Source organism: Providencia sp. PROV076 (assembly GCF_028483405.1).
Classification (GTDB): domain Bacteria; phylum Pseudomonadota; class Gammaproteobacteria; order Enterobacterales; family Enterobacteriaceae; genus Providencia; species Providencia huaxiensis.
On the sequence record NZ_JAMPRR010000005.1, the window covers coordinates 46,523 to 70,632 of the forward strand.

Genomic DNA, 24,110 nt, shown 5'->3' on the forward strand with positions numbered 1-24,110 from the left:
CCTATGGCGCTTACTAAAGCTGAAATGTCAGAAAATTTGTTTGAAAAACTGGGTGTTAGCAAACGTGATGCTAAAGACCTTGTCGAAACTTTCTTTGAAGAGGTTCGCCTTTCCTTAGAAAATGGTGAGCAAGTAAAATTATCTGGATTCGGTAACTTTGATTTACGTGATAAAAATCAACGTCCCGGACGTAACCCAAAAACTGGGGAAGATATTCCAATTACTGCACGCCGTGTTGTTACTTTCCGCCCAGGCCAAAAATTAAAAAGCCGTGTAGAAAAAGCAACGCCGAAAGAGTAATTATATCGTTTGATATGAAAAAAGACCGCCTAGGCGGTCTTTTGTTTTTGGGTCACACAAATTGTTTTAGTTCTCTATCTATTAGCGTCGTAAGAAGTTTATTCGCGTAATCATGAAGAGCTCTTTCTTCCATCATGAATGTAGTTTGTTTCGCTTTACTTAATTTATTGAAATTATTTTCTTCATCAGCTGTTCTTTTATTTGATGACAACCCTCCGCCAATAGCTATGGCAATATTCTCTGGTTCCATTTTGTTTTCTTTTGAATGCATAGCAATTTTAACAAACAGTGGCATACAAATTTGTAGATGCAATGGTAGTTCTAGCTGCTCAGGTAATCTTTCATCCGCATTGTTTTTGGCTATCCGTAAAATTTTATCTCGCTTGTTCGGCGCCATATTTTTAACATGTTCTTTTGTTTCATTTTCTTGATGGATTGATTCCTTATATTTATTAATTCTTTAAGTTTGTGTTCTTCATTTGGCTGCTTGATTAATATTTTGTTTCGTAATGCTTTAATCGCACCAGTAAGTTCATCTTGCGTCAAGTGATTATCTTCTAGTGCTTGTTGACTAAAGCTTGGGTTATTGGTGAGTTTCACTAAAAGATTAGATATCTTAGTACTAGCACCGCTCTTCCTGAAGATACCTTCTTGTTTAATATGTGTCGGGCTACTTAGTAAATCAAAAATCATCGTATTCATGGAATGAAATTCTGTTTTTTTATCCTCGGGTACGTCAGGATACTGGTTGATTAATTTCTGATTTTTTAAGTAGATCCTTTCGGCATCACAAGCCTCTTTTTTAACTGAGCTATGGTTTGACAAATTACTTATTTTAAGTCCGCTGTATTTCTGGGGCTGCTCAGTATGAACTGGGACAAGATGTTGATTTACAGAGTCGGCAGGGGGGGGGTTATTGACAGATAGTGGTAAGCTTGTAGTATTTTTAACGTATACTGGGTTATCTATAATCTTAATTTTATCAAAGATATGTCTTAGCATGAATGTGAATTTTTGATAAGTAGATATAAAAAAATTCATTCCTGTATTTTTAATGGCCTTTATCGAATGAGTAAAAGACGTATTTTTTCTTTGCTCAGACGATTGTGCTTTATTAGGGTGTATAGTATTTGCATCATTATTTATTTTAGAAAAAATCATATGTATTACTCCAAAGTAAAAAAATCAAAATGAGTTTAGATTCATTCATATGCTATCTCTTACATAAAAAGCTATAATTCCTTAACCTAATGAAAAAACATTTATTATCATGATAACTAACCAACTGGAGCGTTTGAAAAATATACAGAAGGTAACAGATTTACGCTTGATTATTATGGTGGTTATCAGTCTGTGTATCGTATCCGTTTTTTACCTTTGTGTTGGGGAAATATGGTATTGGCCAAACCAATTGGTAGGGGAAAGTGCCCAGCTTTTTGTTTGGCAAATTCGTTTTCCACGCCTATTAGCCGTGATAATTGTCGGTGCTTCTCTTGCAGTCACAGGCGCTATCATGCAAGCCTTATTTGAGAACCCATTAGCCGAACCAGGATTATTGGGAGTAAGCAATGGTGCGGGTGTTGCTGTGGTATTTACGGTACTATTGTCTTCAGGCGTGACGCATTATTGGCTATTAAGTATTAGCTCAATTATGGGAGCACTATTTTTTACTTCCATATTGCTCTATTTTGCTCGTCGTAAGAACTTGAATAACTCCAGTTTATTGCTTGTCGGTGTTGCACTCGGTGTGATTAGTGGTGCCTGTATGACATGGATGGTGTATATGAGCAGTAATCTTGATTTGCGACAGTTATTGTATTGGATGATGGGAAGTTTTAGTGGGATTGGTTGGCACCAAATTGGCCTTGTTATTGGCTGTTTACCATTTTTAATTTGGGCACTTTTTCAAGGAAATATACTAAATTATCTTTCATTGGGAACGGTACAAGCCTATCAATTAGGTATCTCAATTCATAAATGGCGCGTTATATTAATTATTATTAGTGGTGTATTAATTGGTCTTAGTGTGGCGATAGCAGGGGCAATAAGTTTTATTGGTTTAGTTATTCCTCATATATTGAGATTAAGCGGTTTAACAGATAACCGCGTATTATTAATTGGTTCTGCTGTGGCGGGGGCGTTAGGGTTATTAACTGCAGATTTACTGTCTCGGTTATTAATTGCCAATGCTGAAGTTCCTATTGGTGTTATTACGGCAACGCTAGGGGCACCGATATTTATTTTCTTGTTAATTCGTCACCAACAATGGCGGTAAAAGTGATGGATAATAAACTGATTATTGATATTAAAAATATTACCATCGATACTCGACTAGTTAATGTTTCAACTCAAGTGCTGGCTGGACAACAAATTCATCTATTGGGTGCTAATGGTGCGGGGAAAAGCACATTGTTAGCTGCAATAAGTGGCTATTTACCTGTGGATGGCGATATTTTAATAGGTGGAAAAAGTATACGGCAGTATCGTATTGCTCAATTGAGCCAACAACGTGCTTATCTTTCACAATTGGTTAACTCCCCCCCTATACTTAAAGTTTTTCAATATGTTGGCCTGTTTTCGCCTAACACTATATTTTCTACAGGTATTTTTGAACGATTATGTACAGACTTTCAACTCACATCACTATTAAGTAAGCCTATTAGCCAACTTTCTGGTGGAGAATGGCAGAGAGTTCGAATTATAGCTGCATTTTTGCAGGTCTGGGACAGCCAGCAATGCGAAGGAAAATTTATATTATTGGATGAGCCAACCAATAATTTAGACATTATTCAGCAATCAATGCTTGATAAATGGATTAAATATTTTTGTGATTGCTTAGGAACCGTTATAATGAGTGGTCATGACCTTAGTCATTCGTATAAAAATGCATCTTGTATTTGGATGATGAAACAAGGGCAGTTAGTTGCAATAGGGAAACCAGAGTGCGTCATGACAGAAAAAAAATTATCTGACATATTTATGTCTGAAATTAAGTTAGCGCACAGCACATCTCACCGAGTATGGCAGGTTATAAATTTAGTCGATGCGCAATGAGTTGTTTGTATCACACCTTTTTGCATGATAATACCGCAATGTTTGCAGGTGTTGAGGTTCGGTTAAAGTATAATTAACTAGAATATTCTATTCACAATGAAAACTAGGCTATAAACAATATGAGCAATTTCTTACCATTTTCAAAACCGGCAATTGGTGATGAAGAGGTCAAAGCAGTAGAAAACGTTCTGCGTTCAGGCTGGATAACAACGGGCCCACAGAATCATCAGCTAGAAGACGATTTTTGTAAGCGCTATGGCTGCAAACATGCAATTGCATTGTCATCAGCAACAGCAGGTATGCATGTTGTATTAATGGCATTGGGTATTGGTCCTGGTGATGAAGTTATTACACCTTCTCAAACTTGGGTGTCAACAATCAATATGATTGAGTTGCTTGGGGCAACACCTGTCATGATTGATGTTGATCGCGACACACTGATGATCCAACCTGAAGCGGTGGAAAATGCGTTAACGGAAAAAACCAAAGCAATTATTCCAGTACACTATGCTGGGGCACCTTGTGATTTAGACGCGTTACGCTTAATTGCTCAAAAAGCGGGTGTGGCTTTAATCGAAGACGCTGCGCATGCCGTTGGTACACGATATAAAAACGAGTGGATTGGTGAAAAGGGAACGTCTATTTTCTCATTTCACGCGATTAAAAACGTGACCTGTGCGGAAGGTGGGTTAGTTGCAACAGACGACGATGAGCTTGCTCAGCGTGTGCGCACACTTAAATTCCACGGCCTAGGCGTTGACGCATTTGATAGGCAAATGCAAGGCCGCAAACCACAAGCTGAAGTTGTTGAGCCCGGTTTTAAATATAATTTGTCTGATATCCATGCCGCAATAGCCGTAGTGCAGCTATCACGAGTAGAGCAATTGAATCAGCGTCGTGCTGAGCTTACGGCTCGTTATCGTGAGTTACTGAAAAACTCCCCTTTACAAATGTTGAGTGTCCCTAGTTACTCACATTTACATGCGAATCACTTATTTATGGTACGTGTTGATAAAGCCGAATGTGGCATTGATCGCGATACATTCATGGAAAAATTGAAAGAGCATGATATTGGAACAGGGTTGCATTTTCGCGCTGCACATACTCAAAAATATTATCGCGAAAAATATCCTGAATTAGTTTTACCAGAATCAACATGGAATAGCGCCACATTGTGTTCGTTACCTTTATTTCCCGATATGACTGATGCAGATGTTGAACGGGTTGTTAAAGCTGTAGAAGCAGTTCTTTTGGAGTCAAAATAGTGTCACACGCAGATGAATTTGATGAGATTAAAAAAGTCTCAGTAGTAATCCCTGTCTATAATGAAGAGCAGAGCTTACCACAGTTATTGGAACGTACTATTAAGTCATGTAAACAATTAACTCAATCCTATGAATTAATTCTAGTTGATGATGGTAGTAGCGATCGTTCAGCACAAATGCTTACAGAAGCAGCGGAAAATCCTGATAACCACGTCATTGCAATTATTTTAAACCGCAATTACGGTCAACATTCTGCTATTATGGCGGGCTTTAACCAAGCTGATGGCGACTTAGTGATTACTTTGGATGCAGACTTACAAAATCCACCAGAGGAAATCCCACGTTTAGTCCAAACTGCAATGCAAGGTTATGATGTAGTTGGTACGCGCCGTGCGAATCGCCAAGACTCTTGGTTTCGCAAAACAGCCTCTAAAATGATTAATGCGATGATCACGAAAGCAACTGGGCGTTCAATGGGCGATTACGGTTGTATGCTTCGTGCATACCGTCGTCATATCATTCAAGCGATGTTGCAGTGCCATGAAAGAAGTACATTTATTCCTATTTTAGCAAATACATTTGCACGTAGAACCATTGAAATTGATGTAGCGCATGCAGAACGTGAGTTTGGTGATTCTAAATACAGCTTTATGAAGCTGATTAATTTAATGTATGACTTATTAACTTGCCTAACTACGGCACCACTGCGTTTATTGAGTGTTGTCGGAAGTGTTATCGCGATTGGCGGTTTTTTATTAGCGGTATTGTTAATTGCATTGCGTTTAATTTTTGGCGCAGAGTGGGCTGCAGATGGCGTATTCACTCTGTTTGCAGTACTCTTTATGTTTATTGGTGCGCAATTTGTTGCCATGGGGCTACTGGGCGAATACATCGGTAGGATCTACAATGATGTGCGCGCGAGACCTCGTTATTTTATTCAAAAAGTCGTTGGAGCAGATGCGAAATCCGACAAAAATCAGGAAGAAGACTAATGAAAGCTATTGTTTTTGCCTATCATGATATTGGCTGCGTAGGGCTAAAAGCGCTTGAAAAAGCAGGTTTTGATATCCAAGCAGTGTTTACACACACTGATGACCCAAATGAAAACCACTTTTACTCCTCAGTTGCGCGTTTAAGTGCTGACATGGAACTTCCTGTTTTTGCGCCTGAAAACGTTAATCACCCATTGTGGATTGAACGTATTCGCGAAATGAAACCCGATGTCATTTTCTCTTTCTACTATCGTGATATGTTAAGTGAAGAGCTGTTAGCTATCGCGCCTAAAGGTGCGTTTAATCTACATGGCTCATTGCTACCTAAATATCGCGGCCGTGCACCTATTAATTGGGCATTATTAAAAGGTGAAAGCGAAACAGGTGTAACCTTACATAAAATGGTCGCTAAGGCAGATGCTGGCGATATCATTGCTCAAGAAAAAGTGGTTATTACCGATACAGACACTAGCCTGACTTTACATGCGAAAGTCCGTGAAGCAGCGGAAGTTTTATTGGATAAAACACTGCCATTAATCGAAGCAGGTAGTTACAAAGCCGTTGCGCAAGATGAAAGCCAAGCAACGTACTTTGGTCGTCGTACCGCTGAAGATGGCTTGATTAACTGGAACAACAGCGCAAAAGAAGTTAACTGCTTGATTCGTGCAGTGACTGAACCTTATCCAGGTGCGTTCACTTATTTAGGTGCACGTAAAATGGTTATCTGGCGCGCACGCGTTTTAGATGACAACCAAGGTAAACCAGCAGGTACGGTACTTTCGAGTGACCCACTGCGTATCGCTTGTGGCCAAGGTGCTATCGAAGTTGTTAGCGGCCAAAGTGAGACAGGTTTATATATGCAAGGTAACCGCCTTGCTAACGAAATGGGGATTGTGACTGATGTCCGCGTTGGTGCGAAACCAACAGCACAAGTTAAGCGTCGCACACGTGTTCTTATTTTAGGTGTGAATGGCTTTATTGGTAACCATTTAACAGAACGCCTGTTAAAAGATGGCAACTACGATATCTATGGTATGGATATCGGCTCTTCTGCAATTGAGCGTTTCATTGGTAACCCACGTTTCCACTTTATTGAAGGTGACGTTAGCATCCATACAGAATGGATTGAATACCACATCAAAAAATGTGATGTTATTCTCCCTCTGGTTGCGATTGCGACGCCAATTGAATATACCCGTAACCCACTACGCGTTTTCGAATTAGACTTTGAAGAAAACTTGAAAGTTGTACGTTACTGCGTGAAATATAACAAACGTATCATCTTCCCATCGACATCTGAAGTTTATGGTATGTGTGATGATAAAGAGTTTGATGAAGATGAGTCACGTTTAATTGTTGGTCCAATCAATAAACAACGTTGGATTTACTCAGTTTCTAAACAATTACTTGACCGAGTGATTTGGGCATACGGTGCGAAAGAAGGTTTGAAATTCACCTTATTCCGTCCATTCAACTGGATGGGACCTCGCTTAGATAGCTTGAATTCTGCACGTATTGGTAGCTCACGCGCTATTACTCAGTTAATTCTAAACTTAGTTGAAGGCTCGCCAATTAAACTGGTTGACGGTGGCGCACAAAAACGTTGCTTTACAGATATTAAAGACGGTATCGAAGCATTGTTCCGTATCATCGAAAATAAAGATGGTAAATGTGATGGCCAGATCATCAATATCGGTAATCCAACAAATGAAGCGAGTATTCGTGAATTAGCAGAAATGTTGTTGGAAAGCTTCGAAAAACACCCACAACGTGGAAAATTCCCTCCATTTGCGGGCTTCCGTGAAATCGAAAGCAGCAGCTATTATGGCCAAGGGTATCAAGATGTTGAACACCGTAAACCAAGTGTTGAAAATGCACGTCGTTTACTTGATTGGGTTCCAACTATCGATATGAAAGATACCATTGAAGAAACATTAGATTTCTTCTTACAAGGTGCAGTTGAAGAGTTAGGTAATAAAGACTAATGAAAAAAGTTGGCTTGAGAATTGATGTGGACACCTACCAAGGTACTTTAAAAGGGGTTCCACAGTTACTCAAAGTGCTCAAAGAGCATAATATTCAGGCCAGCTTTTTCTTCAGTGTAGGACCCGATAACATGGGGCGCCATTTATGGCGCCTTTTGCGTCCTAAATTTCTGTGGAAAATGCTTAGGTCGAACGCAGCATCCCTTTATGGGTTAGATATCTTATTAGCGGGCACAGCATGGCCGGGTAAAAAAATTGCTAAGGATTTAGGCTACTTGATGAAACAAACTTTGGATGCTGGCCATGAAGTTGGCTTACATGCATGGGATCATCAAGGTTGGCAGGCTAAAGTTGCCAAATGGAGCAAATCACAGCTGACTGAGCAAGTTAAGTTAGGTGTTGATGCGTTAGAGCAAGCCATTGGGCATCGTGTGACTTGTTCGGCCGTTGCTGGTTGGCGAGGTGATGAGCGAGTGTTAGAAGTTAAACAAATGTTTAACTTTGACTACAATAGTGATTGTCGTGGTAAATATCCATTTAGGCCAATTTTAGCCGATGACTCACTTGGGACAGTTCAAATCCCTGTCACACTGCCGACTTACGATGAAGTTGTAGGAACAGTCGTGAGTGATGACGCATTTAATGATTTTATTCTTCAAGCAATTAAAGAAGATCAAGGCGTTCCAGTTTATACTATCCACACAGAAGTGGAAGGAATGTCCAAATCGGAACAATTTTCACAATTATTGGAACGAATTACTCAAGAAGAAATCCAATTCTGTACATTAAGTGAATTACTGCCAGATGATTTGAATTCATTGCCAAAAGGGCGTGTGGTGAGGGCACCATTCCCCGGACGTGAAGGCTGGTTAGGCTGCCAAGAAGAGGAATAAGCAACCTATGTTGAATAACCGAGCGAGCAAAGTAGGAGCCTCTCTGCTGGCTCTTTTTTTTATCTTAACCTATTTGTTGCCGTTAGATAGCCGTTTACTTTGGCAACCAGATGAAACACGATATGCAGAAATTAGCCGTGAAATGTTACAGCGTGGAGATTGGGTTGTTCCTTACATGCTGGATGTGCGTTATTTTGAAAAGCCAGTAGCAGGTTACTGGATAAACAATATTAGCCAAATGATCTTTGGTGAAACTAACTTTGCTGTTCGTTTTGGTTCGGTTTTTTGTATTCTTCTTAGTGCATTACTTGTCTATCGTATGGCAAAAATGATGTGGCGTAATAACCACGTTGCTTATGTTGCAAGCCTCATTTATATCTCGATGTTCTTAGTGTTCTCCATCGGGACCTACAGTGTGCTCGACCCAATGTTGTCCTTATGGATAGCAGCAAGTATGTTTTGTTGCTTATGGGCAATGAAGTCGAGGGAAGTCAAATCTAAATTAGCAGCATGGCTTTGTCTTGGGCTAGCGTGTGGCATGGCATTTATGACTAAAGGCTTCTTAGCCCTCGCTATTCCAGTGATTGTCATGCTTCCTGTCACAATCTACCAAAAGCGGTTCCTTGAGTTACTTAAGTATGGGCCTCTCGCAATCATTTCTGCGGTTATTATCAGCTTGCCATGGGCCTTAGCAGTTGCAAAACAAGAGCCTGATTATTGGCATTATTTCTTTTGGATTGAGCACATTAAGCGTTTCACGGCAGATGACGCTCAGCATATAGCACCGTTTTGGTATTATATTCCAATTATTATTCTTGGCGCGATCCCATGGGCAGGCTTGCTACCGGGTGCGATCATGAAAGGCTGGAAAGAACGGAAATCTAGCCCTGATATGTTTTTCTTGCTGTGCTGGTTTGTTGTCCCAGTCATCTTTTTCAGTATTTCCCGTGGTAAATTACCCACGTATATGTTGCCGTTTATGGCACCACTGGCATTGCTTATGGCGAAGTATGGGGTTGACTGCGTTCGTAATGGTAAAATGAACGCATTGAAAGCCAATGGGGTCATTAATGTTGTATTAGGAATTGCAGCTGTTATAGCGGTAATTGTCGTGAGCACGGTGATCAAAAAGCCACTGTACGAACCTGATGAATGGTCAAAAATGGTATTGGGGGTTGTGGCATTTTCTATCTGGGCGATTATTGGTTACCTATGTACAGTATTAAATGCAAAGTATTGGCTATGGGCAGCATCATGTTCTTTAGCTGTAAGCTTGTGTATTGGTAGTGCTCTACCGAACAACACCATTGATTCTAAATTGCCTCAAAACTTTATTCATCAAAATCATGATCTACTGATGAATAGCAAATATTTGATGGCGAGTAATGTTGGGGTCGCAGCAGGCCTTGCGTGGGAAACGCAAAATTCCAATATCTATTTATACAATAGCAGTGGAGAGCTAAGGTATGGTTTGGAATACCCAGATAGCCAACATCGCTTAATTAAACCAGATCAATTTGCACAGTGGTTAGAAAAAGCACGTAAAGAAGGGCAGGTAACCGTTGTCTTTTTATTAGGCCGTAAAGAAGGGTTACCGGACATTCCTAAACCAGATGAAGTTATTAAAAATTCACGTATGGCGATTGTGGTATACCATCAACAATGATTGCACAACTATTGCTGTTATTGCTGGTTAGCGTTTTGACCTGTGTTGGGCAAGTGGCTCAAAAGCAAGCCGTCGTCAATTGGCAGAGTAATAAAACCAATAAAACAGCATCAGCCCTTCGGTGGCTGGTGCTGGCAGTTTTCATGCTAGGACTTGGCATGTTGTTTTGGCTGAAATTATTGGAAACCATGCCGTTGAGTATTGCTTATCCAATGCTAAGTATTAATTTTGTATTAATTACACTAATTGGCCAGTTTATGTATAAAGAGCAAACAGGGCTTAACCACTGGTTGGGGGTTGTGGCCATTATGTTTGGTATTTTGCTAATGAGTATCAGCGTATGAATAAGGGGTATTTATGGGTGATTGGCAGTGCGTTATTAGTCACAGTCGCTCAACTGAGCTTAAAAGCAGGGGTAGTTGAACTACCCTCATTCACACTTGGCTGGCATTGGCTACAATTTGATTGGTTACTCGCTAATATTGCTAGTTTAGGAATTATTTTTTTAGGGTTAGTTTGTTATGCGTTATCGATGTTATGTTGGCTATTAGCATTAAAATACATAGCATTGAATAAAGCTTACCCGCTTATTAGCCTAAGCTATGTTTTTGTTTATTTATTAGCAGTTTTCTTACCTTGGTTTAATGAACCCGCTACAGGGTTAAAGGCCACTGGTATTGGCTTTATTTTATTAGGGGTATGGCTAATTAGCCGGCCCAATAAATCATCAAGTGATAGAACAGAATAATTTCTTAGTTGCTTATATTATCGTCATCACGCACTATAATATAAGCAAGTTATCGTAATGAGATAGATAAATAAGGTGCTTTATGGTTATTAAAATACAACACCTACCACTATTACTGTGTTTAGTTTTAATTGGTTGTTCATCAACGCCTGTTAAAAGAACGCCACCACCACCGTTAAAAACACAGTTATCAGATCCAATCATGACGATAGCACAATTAAAAGACCAGCTAGAGCAGTGGTATGGCACACCTTATCATTATGGTGGAATGAATCAAAACGGTGTCGATTGTTCCGGCTTTGTCTATCGCACATTTAATGATCGCTTCGCCATTCAACTACCTCGCACAACGGTGGATCAAACTCAATTAGGCACACGTATTGATAAATCTGATTTGATGCCAGGGGATTTAGTCTTCTTTAGGACGGGCTCAGGAGAGAATGGGCTACATGTGGGTATTTACGATACCGATAATACATTCATTCATGCGTCAACGAGTAAAGGGGTGATCCGCTCATCAATGGATAACGTTTATTGGCGAAAAGTGTTTTGGCAGGCAAGGCGCATCTAAATTCACTATTTTATTCAGTGATTATGTTATCTTAAGAGCAAGTTTTGTTTTAAGGATAGCTTAATGTCAACAGTACGTTTACTCATCTCTGGATCCTACGACCCTTGGTTTAACCTTGCGGTTGAAGAAACTATTTTCCGACAAATGCCAACTGACCAACGTGTTATGTTTCTCTGGCGAAATGCTGACACGGTAGTTATAGGGCGTGCGCAGAATCCGTGGAAAGAGTGCAATACTCGAAAAATGGAAGAAGATAATGTCCGTTTAGCCCGGCGTAGCAGTGGCGGTGGCGCTGTTTTTCATGATTTAGGTAACACGTGTTTTACGTTTATGGCAGGAAAGCCGGAGTATGACAAAACGGTTTCTACACAAATTATTGTTGATGGGCTAGCACTTGTCGGTATTAACGCAGAAATATCAGGTCGTAATGATTTAGTCTTAGATACTGAAAGTGGCCCACGAAAAATTTCGGGTTCTGCATACCGAGAAACGAAAGATAGAGGTTTTCACCATGGAACCTTACTGATTAACGCAGATTTAGGTCGCTTAGCAAATTACTTGAATCCAGATCCTAAAAAATTACAGGCAAAAGGGATCACATCTGTACGTTCTCGAGTGGCTAATTTATCTGAGCTTGTCCCCCATATCTCTCATGAAATTGTTTGCGAAGGAATAATTAAGAGTTTTTTTAATTACTTCGGTGAAACGGTCGAAGCAGAGTATATCTCCCCTGAAAAATTACCTGACTTGCCAAATTTTGCAGAAACCTTCGCTAAACAAAGTAGTTGGGAGTGGAATTTTGGACAAGCACCCGCTTTCTCTCACTATTCTGATACCCGTTTTCCTTGGGGAGGAATTGAGTTTCATTTTGATATCGAAAAAGGTGTGATAAATCGCTGCCAGTTTTTTACAGATAGCTTAGACCCATCCCCTTTGGAGTGGTTAAGTGAGCAATTATCGGGTAAAGCCTATCAAACAGAAACGATACGCTCTTTGAGCAAAGAGATGGCCGTTAAATGGCCACAATTGCAGGAGCAGTTAGCTGATTTGGAAAACTGGCTAGTCCATGAGTTAAGTTAAAAAAAGAGCCGATATAATCGGCTCAGACATAGACTACAAAATTGCAAATAACTAATAGGAAGGGACGTTCTAAAATAATCAGTTATGACAGCTACAAGTCATAAAGTTTTTGCATTCAGGTAATTCACCAGATTGGCGAAATTTTGCAGGCGTTGTATCAAAGTGCTTTTTAAAGATACGGGTAAATGTTGCCTGTGAACTGAAGCCATATTGCAATGCGATATCAAGAATAGGTAAGTTGCCTTCACGTAATGATTTGGCCGCTTCTAATAAACGACGTTTACGGACGTATTCGCCAAGCGTGCAACCTTTCATTTCTTTGAAAACACGCTGTAAATGCCATTTTGAATAACCGCTTTTATCGGCAATTGTGTCGATTTTGATGCCTTCATTGCGCTGCAACTGGCTTTCAAGCCATTTAACAATATCGTTGACTACACTTTCTGACATATTTACCTCCTACTCAAGTAGGCTATTGTTCATTAATAACTAATAATAACTCACGAAATTAGAGTCTATTCTTCCTGTTTTTCCGATATATCGATAGGCTAAACGTGCGGTTTTTTAATGAGAATAACTATCAGTACAATAGATGTTGAAAAAATTAACATTTTAAACATTCATCATTGTATGTTTAAAGTTGTTTTAATTCAAGTGATTATATTCTTTTGGTGTTTTGTTTAGGTGATGACAAGACAGACGTCTTATTACGTTCAAGAAAATTGATTAAGCCATTCGAAATTATTAACCAAGTAAATAATTGAAAAATTATTGTTTCATTTATAATCATTTTTCTATAACAATAAACAGGAAATTCCGAGGTAATTGTTTTGGTGGGAGAAGACCATAATTGTATTTCGGGGAGTAATAATCAATAGAATACGGTAAGTATGATGTACTATACTCGTCATATTTCAAGTTGCAGTGTTGTTGACTGCGCTCAGCTCGCCGAATCACATACTCATGTATGCTCATCGGCCTCTCTTCACTTGTCGCCTAGCTGCAACTCGAATTATTTAGAGTATATGTGAGTAGTAGACAATTATGTTATTTCTATACCGCAAAAGCGGTTTATGTTGTTGCTATGAATAAATCAGGTAAAGGGTTCTATGGCAAATTTCATCTCTAGCTTAATCCACTATCTCTGATAGGAAAGGATCCAGAAAATTACCATTAGAAGCCCGTTTATCTTTTTATTATTCTTTTATCAAATACGTGATATAGAAAGAATTTGTTTGCTCCATTCTATTTGTTCTGGTGTGCCTTCTATGCGCTGGCCATACATTTGAATAATTTGGTTACCTTGGGTATCAAAGACCTCAAGGCTTGTTACAAAGCCATCTTTAGTTGGCTTACGTGTGACCCAGCACTCAGAAATGCCGCTTTCAATGAGATGAAGTTTAAAGTTTGTACTTGAAATATTTAACCAATCAGTTTGAGAGCTTTCAACAGAGAGTGATGATAGTTCATTTATTTTTCCTGTAAATATTTGCACGCATCCACGGTTTCCTACAAAGAGCATCACTTCATTTTGTGCTTGGTATGCAAGGGAAAGCAGATCAGATAAGGCCGTTGAAGGTACTTGCCATGCTAATTCTTTGCTAACTACACGAAAAACTTGCTGACGACTTAAATTGTGTTTCTTTAATATGCCAAAAAACTGATGAACATTTGTCATCTCACGCCATTGTTGTTCTAATTGAGAGGCGAGTTCTTCGCTGATTTTCTGTTCTGAAAATGGCGAAATTGTTTTAGGTTCGATAGGCGGATTTTCTGATGTGTTGTAGCGTTCTATTATGGCTTGCCAAGCAGCCATATCCGTGTTGTCGGTGGAAAAGACTTTGTGTAAAGAATCACCATATTTATCGAAAAATTGAATACTGTGGCGAGTTCCCTCTGGCGTTTCTTCAGTGAGTGCAAAAATTGAACTCCACTGCGCAAAGAACATACGTAAGTCTAATGCTTTAGGGTTTAGAAATAGCCCACCATGGCTGCTAAATTTCGGGTTATTATATGCGCCCGTTTGAATACTAACAGCATACTGATTGCGAGTGATCCCTATAGCTTTCCCTATCGTGGTTAAACCTTGCAAGATATCAACGGGTTTGCTGACCAATCGTTGAACATTATCTTTACCGACACGACAATGAATTAACTGGGCTTCAGATACGCCAAGTAAGGCCGCTATTTCTTGGGAGTGCTTATGAGTGTACGTTTTTTTAGCTTGTAGGTAATCATGATAGAGGTTTGAATTCACAAATTTTTCCTTTTTTCCTTAATGAAATGACAAGACACAGTGAAGCGTTATCAACTGATTTATTTTTATACTGTTGATAAAATTAATAAAATCAGTTGATAACATGTTTTTTTACTACTTAACTACCAGTTGTAATTCATGTTGATATAAAAGTTTCGGCCTTCTTGAGGAACTCCCATTGAAGAAACATACGGCTTATCAAATGCATTTTTCATTGTGAGAGTTGAACTTAATCCTTTAATGAACTGATCTGCTTGGTAATTCACATAGAAATCATGAATGCTATAGCCAGCATGCTGAATGACTTCTTTATGATAACGATCTAAACCTTGGCCTGATTTGTGATGCCACTTTTTATATTTATCATTACCTTGAAGTTGCGTTCTTGCAGAGAATTCCCCTATCCAACCTAGAGTAAAGCCAGTACTAGCAACCGGTACATTGAATCGAGTCGTTAGTGTTTCAGGGCGTATAGACGAAAGAGAATAATGAGAGCCGTCTTCTCTACCTGTGGTTTTATTGTGATTGATATTTAATTCAAACCACGGTGTTCTGTAGCTTATAAAGCTATCGATGCCATAAATGGATGCGCTGGGGATATTGATATAATAAAGTTCATCGGGGAACCATTGGCCATACCTTGGCGTATAGAGGCCTTCGAGGGCAATATGATTTTTAGATTTGGTCTTAAAGTAGGTTGAACCAAATTGAAGGTCGCTATTATCAATAAGTACCCCATCAAAACTGAATTTTACGCCTGTTTCGAGGGTTTTATTCGTTTCTGGAAGTAAATCAGGCGATGGGCGAAAGTTCGAGGAAGTGCCAAAAAAGGGTATAGTGAAATGGTTTGAATTGTTATAAAGCTCGGACATACGTGGGGTACGGTATGCTTCAGCGTATGATGAAAAAAGATTGAGCCAATGGGTTGGAGTAATACTAACAGCCATACGGGATGACAAGTTGGTATGTTTACTTTCAGGGAAATTATCCCTCGATGCACGGTATTGTGTAAAGCGCGTTCCAATTGATAAAGTTAACGGTAATTGATGCAATGTCATGTCATTGACCAACCAGCCTGACATGTTGTCGAGTTCTGCCGGTGGATAACTTATTGCATACTGATTCGACGTTTGCTTTTGCTGATAATATTCGAAACCACTTTGAATATGATGATTTACCCAGTTATACATAGGTAACGTGAAGCTATTAGTAAATTTAGTCCCATAGGTATATTGATTTCGCGCTTCAGAGCCATACTCTTTTGGTTTGCTCTTGACCTTAATTGTATCAGTTTGATCTAAATATAAATCTGTATAATAAACATCCCACTGAGCTTGCCAATTTATCTCATTTTTGGGTGTAAAAAATTGGCTAATGGCAATATCTCGCTGATGGCTTTGCCTTTCATGCGGTGTATTTGGATATCTATTTTTTTCTGAAGGTTTAGCGGGTTGTTTTACCCCTAAACTGTTGTTGCGGTATTCTTTTAATTGTAACGTCAAGTTATATGAAGGGTGGGCAAGCCAACTACTTTTGAGCATCCAGTTGCTTAGCTGTTCAGTATTATCAACCTCTTCAAATTCGGGTGAGCCGAGTAGGTACTTTTTACGTTGACTATAGCTGAATAGGGTATCCGTTGATTCAGTTCTTCCCAACAGCGTTGCACCTGCATAGTAACCGTGGTCATTACGGTTAATACCGCTGAATACCTGGCCACCGAGTTTTTGCCCTGGTTTTAATATGTCAGCTGCGTTTATTGTTTTGAATGAGACAACTCCAGCTAATGCACCGCCGCCATGATGTACAGATGATGCGCCTTTATGGACGTAGACTTTTTTTATTAAGGTGGGGTCAATAAATGTGGCTTCATATAAGCCGGAATAAAAGTCTTGGGTGATATTATCAACAGTGACTTTAACACCTCGTGAATCATAACCTCGCATTTGAATGCCCTGGCCATAAGTGCTATTGGAACCAGAAACAAATACCCCAGCTTGGCCTTTTAGTAAATCTAAGGCGGATGTTGCAGATTGATATTCAGGTGCTTTTGCATCAATTACATCGACTTGTTCTGCTACAGCGATATTCTCTAAACTAAGAGGTGAGGTAGAAACGTGAATAATGTCGCGGGTATCCGTTTTTGACATTGCTTTTGGAGTCGACGAATTTTCAGCCAAGACTGTGTGGCTAAACCCGGTCATTACGACAGTAGCAGTAAGAGCTGAGAGTGATATTCTATGATTTTGATGGAGTGATGCAGGCATCGATTTAAACAGCATAGGAAATCCTTTCCTTTGGTTTCAGAATTTGCTGGCTGCCTGGATAAGTTATCTGGGTGGCATGCAATGAGTATTTGTACAGCGTATTTGTTTATTTGAACTAGTTGGCTCTGTAATGTTGCAGCGAATAGCAAGGGCTAGGCTACGGGTTACCTGACGGATAAATTAGTTCGTAGTGAGAATTATTATCGTTAGTGAGAGGTGGGTCAAGAATTTTTTAGATTAAAATGCTGTTTTTGTTTGAATAATTAAATTATTATATCGTTTTGGTTATATTTAAATGATAATTATATTTATTATAAAATATAAAAGCCCTTTAGTTTTTACTTCACTAAAAGGCTTATTGTAAGAAATAGATTGGCGTTATTAAGCTTATTTGAAGCGTGACTCAACAGCTTGAGCAAGAATTTCAATAAGTTGTTCGGTATCTTCCCAACCAAGACATGGGTCGGTAATAGATTGGCCATAAACTAACGGTTGGTCAGAAACCACTTTTTGTGTGCCTTCAACTAAGAAACTTTCTGCCATCACTCCACTGATAGCGGTCGAGCCATCTTTTATTTGCTCCGCAATATCTCGTGCAACTTCGAGTTGGCGACGATGAATTTTTTGACAATTACCATGGCTGAAATCGACCACTAAATGCTCTGGTAATTCAAATTTACGTAGTTTGTCGCAAGCTGCGGCTAAGTCACCGGCAGTGTAATTAGGCTGTTTACCGCCACGCATAATTATATGCCCATGCGGGTTACCACTGGTTTGGTAAATCGTCATTTGCCCGTTTTTATCCGGTGATAAAAACATATGCTGTGCTTTTGCCGCTTTTATCGCATCAATAGCAATATTTATATTACCGTCAGTCCCATTTTTGAAACCAACAGGGCAAGACAGTGCGGATGCCATTTCACGATGGATTTGGCTCTCTGTTGTACGGGCTCCAATAGCTCCCCAACTAATGAGGTCTGCAATATATTGTCCAGTAACCATATCAAGAAATTCGGTTGCTGTAGCTAGCCCTAATTGGTTAACTTCAATTAGTAACTTGCGTGCTAAGCGGATGCCTGTATTGACTTGGCAAGAATTGTCGAGGTTAGGGTCTGAAATTAACCCCTTCCAGCCAACGACAGTACGCGGTTTCTCAAAGTAAGTTCGCATGACAATTTCTAAACGGTCTTGATGACGTTCTCTTAATACATTTAATTTTTTCGCGTATTCAATAGCGGCATCGATGTCATGAATCGAACAAGGGCCGACAATGACAAGTAGACGAGGGTCTTCACCAGATAGAATCTGTTCAATTCGTTTACGTGACGTTGTCACGTTGTCAGCAACTTTTTGGGAAATAGGAAATTCATCAGCGAGAGTTTGTGGGGTAATTAAGCTATCCACTCTCGCAGTACGTAATTCATCAGTTTTGTGCATTTTCTTTCTCAAAAAACTTTAATAGGCATATGCCCTATAAGTGATTAAGATCACAATAAACGAATGTGGCTTAATTTCAACCTCCAACTTAGCAGGAATGAATATTTTTTTTATTAGTATTGATTAAAATATTCGTCTTTGTAAGCCCATGGTATCAATCACTTTTGCAGAAATCTCTTCAACAGAATAGTTCGTTGTATTTAAGTAATTGATTTTATTTTGTCTAAATAAAGCTTCCACTTCCGCTATCTCAATACGACATTGCCTGATGGATGCATAACGGCTATTTTCACGGCGCTCTTCACGAATGGCCGCTAACCGTTCAGGGCTGATAGTTAAACCGAATAACTTATGAGTATATGGGCGCAACGCTACAGGTAACTGTAAGTTATCCATATCATCAGCCGTAAATGGGTAGTTTGCGGCTTGGATACCAAATTGCATCGCTAAATAGAGACTTGTTGGCGTTTTACCACAACGTGAAACACCAATAAGTATCACTTGGGCTTGGTCTAAATTACGTAAAGAAATCCCATCGTCATGAGCTAGAGTGTATTCAATGGCAGCTATACGAGCATCATATTGATTCATATTCTGCATAGACAAACCATGAGTTCGGTTGAGTTTCGGCTCGGGTTCTAGGCCAACTTCCTTTTGAATTGGGGCGACTAAACTTTGGACGATATCTTGGCAAAACCCGGCACTTTGGGTGATGATTTGTTTTACTTCAGGGGAGATAATCGAATAGAACACTAAAGGGCGCAACTGGGTTTCTTGGAAAATAATATCAATTTTTTGTTTAATTTCCTGGGCGCGGGCTTCGCTTGTCACAAACGGCAATGTATAAGAAATAAATGACAGAGGAAATTGAGAAAGTACGGCGTGCCCCAAAGTTTCAGCGGTGATCGCTGTCCCATCAGAAATAAAAAAAACAGTGCGTTGAACTTGGCTTGCCATATTATTCATTGTTCCTAATTCGGTCATCATTATTCGTCTCTTATTGTATTTATCACTGGATATTGGGAGATATTATCTTTGTTTAAAGTTTAAAAATTAGTTTATAGGGGGAACTATAGCCATTTTTTGAACGATTTTTAGAACAAAAAAGTTTTCTTCAGTGATGGAACGATTCACCAGTCCATCTTCTCTTATCGTCTGTGCTAGTCTATTTCACGAGGCGAATTTTCGCCAACGAGATTTTTTACGATTTGTACTCTGTCACTAAATTGCTATAAAAGGATCGCTTTCAATGTCCACAAATGGCCTCACTCCGTGTAATGTACTTTGGTATAACCAATTAGGGATGAATGATGTTGACCGTGTAGGAGGCAAAAATGCTTCTCTCGGTGAAATGATCACTAACTTATCTGATCTGGGAGTATCCGTACCTAACGGTTTCGCGACAACCGCACAGGCGTTTAATGATTTTCTGGAGCAGAGCGGTGTAAATCAGCGCATTTATAACCTGCTAGATGAAACGGATATTGATGATGTGAACCAACTGGCTGTAGCAGGTGCTCAGATCCGTCAATGGGTGATTGATACCCCACTGACGAAGGAGTTGGAACAAGATATTCGTGATGCATTCGCGCAATTGTCAGAAGGTGAAGCGGAAGCCTCATTTGCTGTCCGTTCATCGGCAACCGCTGAGGATATGCCTGACGCTTCGTTTGCAGGGCAACAGGAAACATTCCTTAACGTTCAAGGGATAGACGCAGTATTAGTTGCGATCAAACACGTTTTTGCTTCACTGTTTAATGACCGTGCGATTTCATATCGTGTTCACCAAGGTTATGACCACCGCGGTGTAGCGTTGTCCGCGGGCGTTCAACGTATGGTACGTTCAGATTTAGCCTCATCGGGTGTTATGTTTACGATTGATACTGAATCGGGTTTCGACCAAGTCGTATTTATCACCTCTGCGTATGGTTTAGGTGAGATGGTGGTGCAAGGCGCTGTGAACCCAGATGAATTTTATGTTCATAAGCCAACACTAACCAATAACCGTCCCGCGATTGTGCGTCGTACACTGGGCTCTAAAAAATTACAAATGGTGTATGCCAACAGTAAAGAGCACGGTAAACAAGTACAAATCGAAGATGTGCCAGAAGCGCTACGCAATCGTTTCTCTTTAACTGATCTCGAAGTGGAAGAGCTTGCACGCCAAGCTATACAGATTGAAAAGCACTACGGTCGCCCAATGGATATTGAGTGGGCAAAAGATGGTCATAATGGGCGTTTGTATATTGTCCAAGCAAGGCCAGAAACCGTTCGCTCTAATCAACAAGTGATGGAGCGTTATCAATTAAAACAACAAGGACAAGTTTTAGTTGAAGGACGTGCAATTGGTCATCGTATTGGTTCTGGGGTTGTTAAAGTCATTCATAACTTGAGTGAGATGGATAGAATTCAGGCCGGTGATGTACTCGTTACCGATATGACTGACCCTGATTGGGAACCTATCATGAAAAAAGCCGCTGCGATTGTCACAAATCGTGGTGGACGTACCTGCCATGCCGCAATTATTGCTCGCGAATTAGGTATTCCAGCTGTTGTAGGATGTGGTGATGCAACTGACCGTTTGCACGAAGGCCAAGAGGTGACCGTTTCTTGTTCAGAAGGTGATACGGGCTTTGTGTATGAAGGTAAACTGGCGTTTGAAATTCACAGCTCTGAAGTGAGTGATATGCCAAATCTAGATGTCAAAATCATGATGAACGTCGGCAACCCTGACCGTGCATTTGATTTTGCTTGCTTACCTAATGAAGGCGTGGGTTTAGCGAGACTTGAGTTTATCATCAATCGTATGATTGGTGTTCACCCAAGAGCGCTGCTGGAGTTTGATAAGCAATCTCCTGAGCTACAAGCAGAAATTCGCCAAATGATGGCAGGTTATGATGACCCAATTGAGTTCTATATTGGCAAATTAACCGAAGGAATTTCGACTCTAGCCGCGGCTTTTTGGCCAAAACGCGTTATTGTTCGTCTATCTGACTTCAAGTCAAATGAATATGCCAACTTAGTCGGTGGGGATATTTATGAGCCTGAAGAAGAGAACCCAATGCTAGGTTTCCGTGGTGCTGGCCGTTATGTGTCTGACAGCTTCCGCGCCTGTTTTGCATTAGAGTGTGAAGCGGTTAAACGTGTTCGTAATACTATGGGCCTAACGAATGTTGAAGTCATGATCCCATTTGTGCGGACAGTTGCACAAGCGGAGTCAGTGATAGCAGAACTGGCGAAACATGATTTAAAACGTGGTGAAAACGGCTTAAAAGTCATTATGATGTGTGAAATACCATCAAATGCTTTACTGGCTGACCAATTCCTCGAACATTTTGACGGCTTCTCTATCGGTTCGAATGATATGACTCAGTTAACATTAGGCCTTGATAGGGATTCAGGTGTTGTTTCTGAATTATTCGATGAACGAAACGATGCAGTTAAAGCGATGTTATCCATGGCAATACAAGCTGCAAAACGCCAAAATAAGTATGTAGGTATTTGTGGTCAAGGGCCATCCGACCATCAAGATTTCGCCCAATGGCTGGTCGATGAAGGTATTGATAGCTTATCTTTAAACCCTGATACTGTCGTACAAACGTGGCTAACAATAGCTGAAAATCAATAGTTATCTCGTTTATTAATTATCAGGCTGAATGTGAATTACATTCAGCCTTTGCATTTACTTGATTAAAACTGCCTATTATAGAAATTGATAAATACTATTATAAGTAGATTAATATTAAACAGTTCTGGATAACTGTCTGCATAATACTTTTTAGGTATAAGCTAAGCGTAAATAAAATATAATTACTCCCATTGTGAGTATTAAGTTTTAAAAGGATAGCATATCCTAAATAAGTGTAACGAAGATTAATTAATTATATAACGCTAAAAGAGTAAGATTACTGATAATAATGTCAGAAATTGATGTTAATCAATAATTATAAGCTGATATTCTGATTGGGACATGAATAGTATTCATATTAAATTAAGATAAAAAAAAAGCCTATCATGGGCTGACAGGCAAAGACTACACACAGCAATTCAGTTAATAAAACCACGCCTAAAAGGGGATGGCATAGCTTTGTAGATCTATATGATTGAATAATCAAATGTTAAACTATTCATATTATACAATCATTAAGAACACTCTCAATATTAATATTAATCATTGTTACTTAAAGAGAATTAATTCAATAGATTTATGTTAACATAAATTAGCCTAAATACTAACGTTAGAATGTTAAATATTGTTTCTAAATATTAATGAAACGGGATTTATTAAGTTAGCAGGCATGTATTGCTTGAACATGCCTGCAACTAATTAGTGGTATGCTACTTTTTAATCAAAAACTCTTCTTCTAGAAACTTTTCAGTTTCTGTTAAGTCTTCATTTGGAACCGCGACTTCGTTCATCCAAGCTTTTAGTAAGCTATATGAAACTGCTAATACAACTGGACCAATAAACAAACCAATCATACCAAATGATAGGATCCCACCAATAACACCAATAAGGATCAGAACCATTGGTAAGTCTGCGCCCATTTTAATTAACCATGGGCGTAGAACACCATCCATGGTAGCAACAACAGCGGCCCATATCGCAAGAATAATTCCCCAGGTTGTATCACCCGTCCAAAACAGCCAAATGACAGATGGTACCATGATGAGTAGAGGCCCCAACTGTGCCACACAGCAAATAAACAATAAGACAGTCAAAATTGCCGCATAACCGATACCTGACAGGGCGAGGCCAATTCCACCGACTATGGCTTGAATTAGCGCAGTCACGACGACACCAAGGGCAACAGCTCGAATAGATTGTGCTGCTAATACGACGGCAGCATCCCCACGGATCCCTGCGAGACGAACAGCAAAGTGACGGATGCCAACCATGACAGATTCGCCTTTAAGGTAGAGCAAGCCACTAAATAGCAACATTAGCATCAAGTGAAAAATAAATCTTCCTGCGCTAATGGCCTGCGTAGCAAACCACCCCGCAGCTTGGCCAAAGTAGGGTTGAATTTTAGCCAGTAAAGCATTACCACCACTAGCGACTAAACTATGCCACGCATAGTAAATTTTCTCACCGACCATTGGGATGGTATTTAGCCATTCTAAATCAGGTAATGTTAGGCTTGACGGTGATTTGGCTAAATCAATGAGTGGGGTGCTATTTTCAATAATACTGCCGATTAGAATACCTAATGGGATAACGAATAGCAGTAATATAAGAAGAACCATCACTAATGCCGCTAACCAGCGCTTGTGCCATAAGCGAGCTTCTAGTCTTAATAATAGTGGCCAAGTAGCAATGACCATCATTCCAGCCCATACAAAGCCAAGAATAAATGGATTAAGTACCCAAAAGCAGGCTGCTATCATTAAAACGATGGATAATAGGCCGAAAATAAGTTTGGGAAGATCCAAGCGTTTTTGCGATTTTTCCATTAATGATTGATCCTTTACAAATGAAAATTCTGCGTGTGTGGCAAATTTTTAGGTGAAAATAACGTAATTATTTTTCACGGTTAAAAAAAACAATATTGTGGTATGGTTCATGATGGCAATGTCATCAGCGGCTGTACTGTCTTT

The 24,110-nt window shown here is 39.6% G+C and carries 21 protein-coding genes; 13 read left to right on the top strand and 8 right to left on the bottom strand.

The window, feature by feature from the left end; genetic code table 11:
- Positions 1–3: 3 nt before the first annotated feature.
- Entirely contained in the window at positions 4–300 is a 297-nt protein-coding gene (gene ihfA / locus PSF67_RS04265) for an integration host factor subunit alpha (RefSeq protein ID WP_004263721.1), read from the top strand.
- Positions 301–352: 52 nt separating this feature from the next.
- On the opposite strand, the gene PSF67_RS04270 is transcribed toward ihfA, so the two are convergent.
- Together PSF67_RS04270 and PSF67_RS04275 are read right to left on the bottom strand one after the other, a co-directional pair.
- Positions 353–697 (bottom strand): hypothetical protein, encoded by a 345-nt coding sequence (locus tag PSF67_RS04270; protein WP_272676570.1) that lies wholly within the window; start codon positions 695–697, stop codon positions 353–355.
- Positions 661–1,461 carry a hypothetical protein gene (locus PSF67_RS04275; RefSeq protein ID WP_272676571.1) on the bottom strand — a complete coding sequence of 267 codons (801 nt, stop codon included), beginning with the start codon at positions 1,459–1,461 and terminating at the stop codon, positions 661–663. Before PSF67_RS04275 ends, PSF67_RS04270 begins: the two co-directional genes overlap by 37 nt.
- A gap of 112 nt (positions 1,462–1,573) precedes the next feature.
- Between PSF67_RS04275 and btuC the strand changes: the two genes are divergently transcribed.
- From btuC to PSF67_RS04330, 11 genes are all read left to right on the top strand, one after another.
- A complete protein-coding gene (gene btuC / locus PSF67_RS04280; RefSeq protein WP_102140649.1) occupies positions 1,574–2,575 on the top strand; it encodes a vitamin B12 ABC transporter permease BtuC in 1,002 nt (333 codons plus the stop codon).
- A gap of 5 nt (positions 2,576–2,580) precedes the next feature.
- Positions 2,581–3,354, top strand: coding sequence for a vitamin B12 ABC transporter ATP-binding protein BtuD (locus tag PSF67_RS04285; RefSeq protein ID WP_229597570.1), 774 nt, complete (start codon positions 2,581–2,583; stop codon positions 3,352–3,354).
- Between the two features lie 119 nt (positions 3,355–3,473).
- Positions 3,474–4,619 (top strand): UDP-4-amino-4-deoxy-L-arabinose aminotransferase, encoded by a 1,146-nt coding sequence (gene arnB, locus PSF67_RS04290; RefSeq protein WP_102140635.1) that lies wholly within the window; start codon positions 3,474–3,476, stop codon positions 4,617–4,619.
- A complete protein-coding gene (arnC, locus tag PSF67_RS04295) occupies positions 4,619–5,611 on the top strand; it encodes an undecaprenyl-phosphate 4-deoxy-4-formamido-L-arabinose transferase (protein ID WP_102140636.1) in 993 nt (330 codons plus the stop codon). Before arnB ends, arnC begins: the two co-directional genes overlap by 1 nt.
- A complete protein-coding gene (arnA, locus tag PSF67_RS04300; protein ID WP_102140637.1) occupies positions 5,611–7,596 on the top strand; it encodes a bifunctional UDP-4-amino-4-deoxy-L-arabinose formyltransferase/UDP-glucuronic acid oxidase ArnA in 1,986 nt (661 codons plus the stop codon). Before arnC ends, arnA begins: the two co-directional genes overlap by 1 nt.
- Positions 7,596–8,489: a 4-deoxy-4-formamido-L-arabinose-phosphoundecaprenol deformylase gene (gene arnD, locus PSF67_RS04305; RefSeq protein WP_166265307.1), complete on the top strand. Its 894-nt coding sequence runs from the start codon at positions 7,596–7,598 to the stop codon at positions 8,487–8,489. Before arnA ends, arnD begins: the two co-directional genes overlap by 1 nt.
- Positions 8,490–8,496: 7 nt before the next feature.
- On the top strand, positions 8,497–10,155 hold the full coding sequence (gene arnT, locus PSF67_RS04310; RefSeq protein ID WP_195698585.1) for a lipid IV(A) 4-amino-4-deoxy-L-arabinosyltransferase: 1,659 nt from the start codon (positions 8,497–8,499) through the stop codon (positions 10,153–10,155).
- Entirely contained in the window at positions 10,152–10,499 is a 348-nt protein-coding gene (gene arnE / locus PSF67_RS04315) for a 4-amino-4-deoxy-L-arabinose-phosphoundecaprenol flippase subunit ArnE (RefSeq protein WP_272676572.1), read from the top strand. The genes arnT and arnE overlap by 4 nt, the downstream gene beginning before the upstream one ends.
- Positions 10,496–10,903, top strand: a complete 408-nt coding sequence (arnF, locus tag PSF67_RS04320; protein ID WP_102140641.1) for a 4-amino-4-deoxy-L-arabinose-phosphoundecaprenol flippase subunit ArnF — start codon at positions 10,496–10,498, stop codon at positions 10,901–10,903. Before arnE ends, arnF begins: the two co-directional genes overlap by 4 nt.
- Before the next feature lie 82 nt (positions 10,904–10,985).
- Positions 10,986–11,474 carry a C40 family peptidase gene (locus tag PSF67_RS04325; RefSeq protein ID WP_102140642.1) on the top strand — a complete coding sequence of 163 codons (489 nt, stop codon included), beginning with the start codon at positions 10,986–10,988 and terminating at the stop codon, positions 11,472–11,474.
- Positions 11,475–11,537: 63 nt separating this feature from the next.
- Positions 11,538–12,554, top strand: a complete 1,017-nt coding sequence (locus tag PSF67_RS04330) for a lipoate--protein ligase (RefSeq protein WP_166265298.1) — start codon at positions 11,538–11,540, stop codon at positions 12,552–12,554.
- A gap of 78 nt (positions 12,555–12,632) precedes the next feature.
- On the opposite strand, the gene PSF67_RS04335 is transcribed toward PSF67_RS04330, so the two are convergent.
- From PSF67_RS04335 to ppsR, 5 genes are all read right to left on the bottom strand, one after another.
- Entirely contained in the window at positions 12,633–13,004 is a 372-nt protein-coding gene (locus PSF67_RS04335; protein ID WP_004910390.1) for a helix-turn-helix domain-containing protein, read from the bottom strand.
- A gap of 757 nt (positions 13,005–13,761) precedes the next feature.
- Positions 13,762–14,811: a hemin-degrading factor gene (locus tag PSF67_RS04340; protein ID WP_272676573.1), complete on the bottom strand. Its 1,050-nt coding sequence runs from the start codon at positions 14,809–14,811 to the stop codon at positions 13,762–13,764.
- Positions 14,812–14,933: 122 nt separating this feature from the next.
- A complete protein-coding gene (locus PSF67_RS04345; RefSeq protein WP_210848767.1) occupies positions 14,934–17,090 on the bottom strand; it encodes a TonB-dependent receptor domain-containing protein in 2,157 nt (718 codons plus the stop codon).
- A gap of 372 nt (positions 17,091–17,462) precedes the next feature.
- Complete coding sequence (locus PSF67_RS04350; protein WP_272676574.1) at positions 17,463–18,512, bottom strand: 3-deoxy-7-phosphoheptulonate synthase; 1,050 nt, start codon at positions 18,510–18,512, stop codon at positions 17,463–17,465.
- A 123-nt stretch (positions 18,513–18,635) separates the two neighbouring features.
- Complete coding sequence (gene ppsR / locus PSF67_RS04355) at positions 18,636–19,499, bottom strand: posphoenolpyruvate synthetase regulatory kinase/phosphorylase PpsR (RefSeq protein WP_102140647.1); 864 nt, start codon at positions 19,497–19,499, stop codon at positions 18,636–18,638.
- Between the two features lie 262 nt (positions 19,500–19,761).
- On the opposite strand from ppsR, the gene ppsA reads away from it, so the two are divergent.
- A complete protein-coding gene (gene ppsA / locus PSF67_RS04360) occupies positions 19,762–22,140 on the top strand; it encodes a phosphoenolpyruvate synthase (RefSeq protein ID WP_102140648.1) in 2,379 nt (792 codons plus the stop codon).
- A gap of 710 nt (positions 22,141–22,850) precedes the next feature.
- Here ppsA and ydiK read toward each other — a convergent pair.
- Positions 22,851–23,966, bottom strand: a complete 1,116-nt coding sequence (gene ydiK / locus PSF67_RS04365) for an AI-2E family transporter YdiK (RefSeq protein WP_166265289.1) — start codon at positions 23,964–23,966, stop codon at positions 22,851–22,853.
- Positions 23,967–24,110 lie beyond the last annotated feature (144 nt).

Coding starts and splice junctions, on each gene's coding strand:
- ihfA (WP_004263721.1), top strand. CDS start 4: ATGGCGCTTACTAAAGCTGAAATGTCAGAAAATTTGTTTGAAAAACTG.
- PSF67_RS04270 (WP_272676570.1), bottom strand. CDS start 697: ATGGCGCCGAACAAGCGAGATAAAATTTTACGGATAGCCAAAAACAAT.
- PSF67_RS04275 (WP_272676571.1), bottom strand. CDS start 1,461: ATGATTTTTTCTAAAATAAATAATGATGCAAATACTATACACCCTAAT.
- PSF67_RS04285 (WP_229597570.1), top strand. CDS start 2,581: ATGGATAATAAACTGATTATTGATATTAAAAATATTACCATCGATACT.
- arnB (WP_102140635.1), top strand. CDS start 3,474: ATGAGCAATTTCTTACCATTTTCAAAACCGGCAATTGGTGATGAAGAG.
- arnA (WP_102140637.1), top strand. CDS start 5,611: ATGAAAGCTATTGTTTTTGCCTATCATGATATTGGCTGCGTAGGGCTA.
- arnD (WP_166265307.1), top strand. CDS start 7,596: ATGAAAAAAGTTGGCTTGAGAATTGATGTGGACACCTACCAAGGTACT.
- arnT (WP_195698585.1), top strand. CDS start 8,497: ATGTTGAATAACCGAGCGAGCAAAGTAGGAGCCTCTCTGCTGGCTCTT.
- arnE (WP_272676572.1), top strand. CDS start 10,152: ATGATTGCACAACTATTGCTGTTATTGCTGGTTAGCGTTTTGACCTGT.
- arnF (WP_102140641.1), top strand. CDS start 10,496: ATGAATAAGGGGTATTTATGGGTGATTGGCAGTGCGTTATTAGTCACA.
- PSF67_RS04325 (WP_102140642.1), top strand. CDS start 10,986: ATGGTTATTAAAATACAACACCTACCACTATTACTGTGTTTAGTTTTA.
- PSF67_RS04330 (WP_166265298.1), top strand. CDS start 11,538: ATGTCAACAGTACGTTTACTCATCTCTGGATCCTACGACCCTTGGTTT.
- PSF67_RS04335 (WP_004910390.1), bottom strand. CDS start 13,004: ATGTCAGAAAGTGTAGTCAACGATATTGTTAAATGGCTTGAAAGCCAG.
- PSF67_RS04345 (WP_210848767.1), bottom strand. CDS start 17,090: ATGCTGTTTAAATCGATGCCTGCATCACTCCATCAAAATCATAGAATA.
- PSF67_RS04350 (WP_272676574.1), bottom strand. CDS start 18,512: ATGCACAAAACTGATGAATTACGTACTGCGAGAGTGGATAGCTTAATT.
- ppsR (WP_102140647.1), bottom strand. CDS start 19,499: ATGATGACCGAATTAGGAACAATGAATAATATGGCAAGCCAAGTTCAA.
- ppsA (WP_102140648.1), top strand. CDS start 19,762: ATGTCCACAAATGGCCTCACTCCGTGTAATGTACTTTGGTATAACCAA.
- ydiK (WP_166265289.1), bottom strand. CDS start 23,966: ATGGAAAAATCGCAAAAACGCTTGGATCTTCCCAAACTTATTTTCGGC.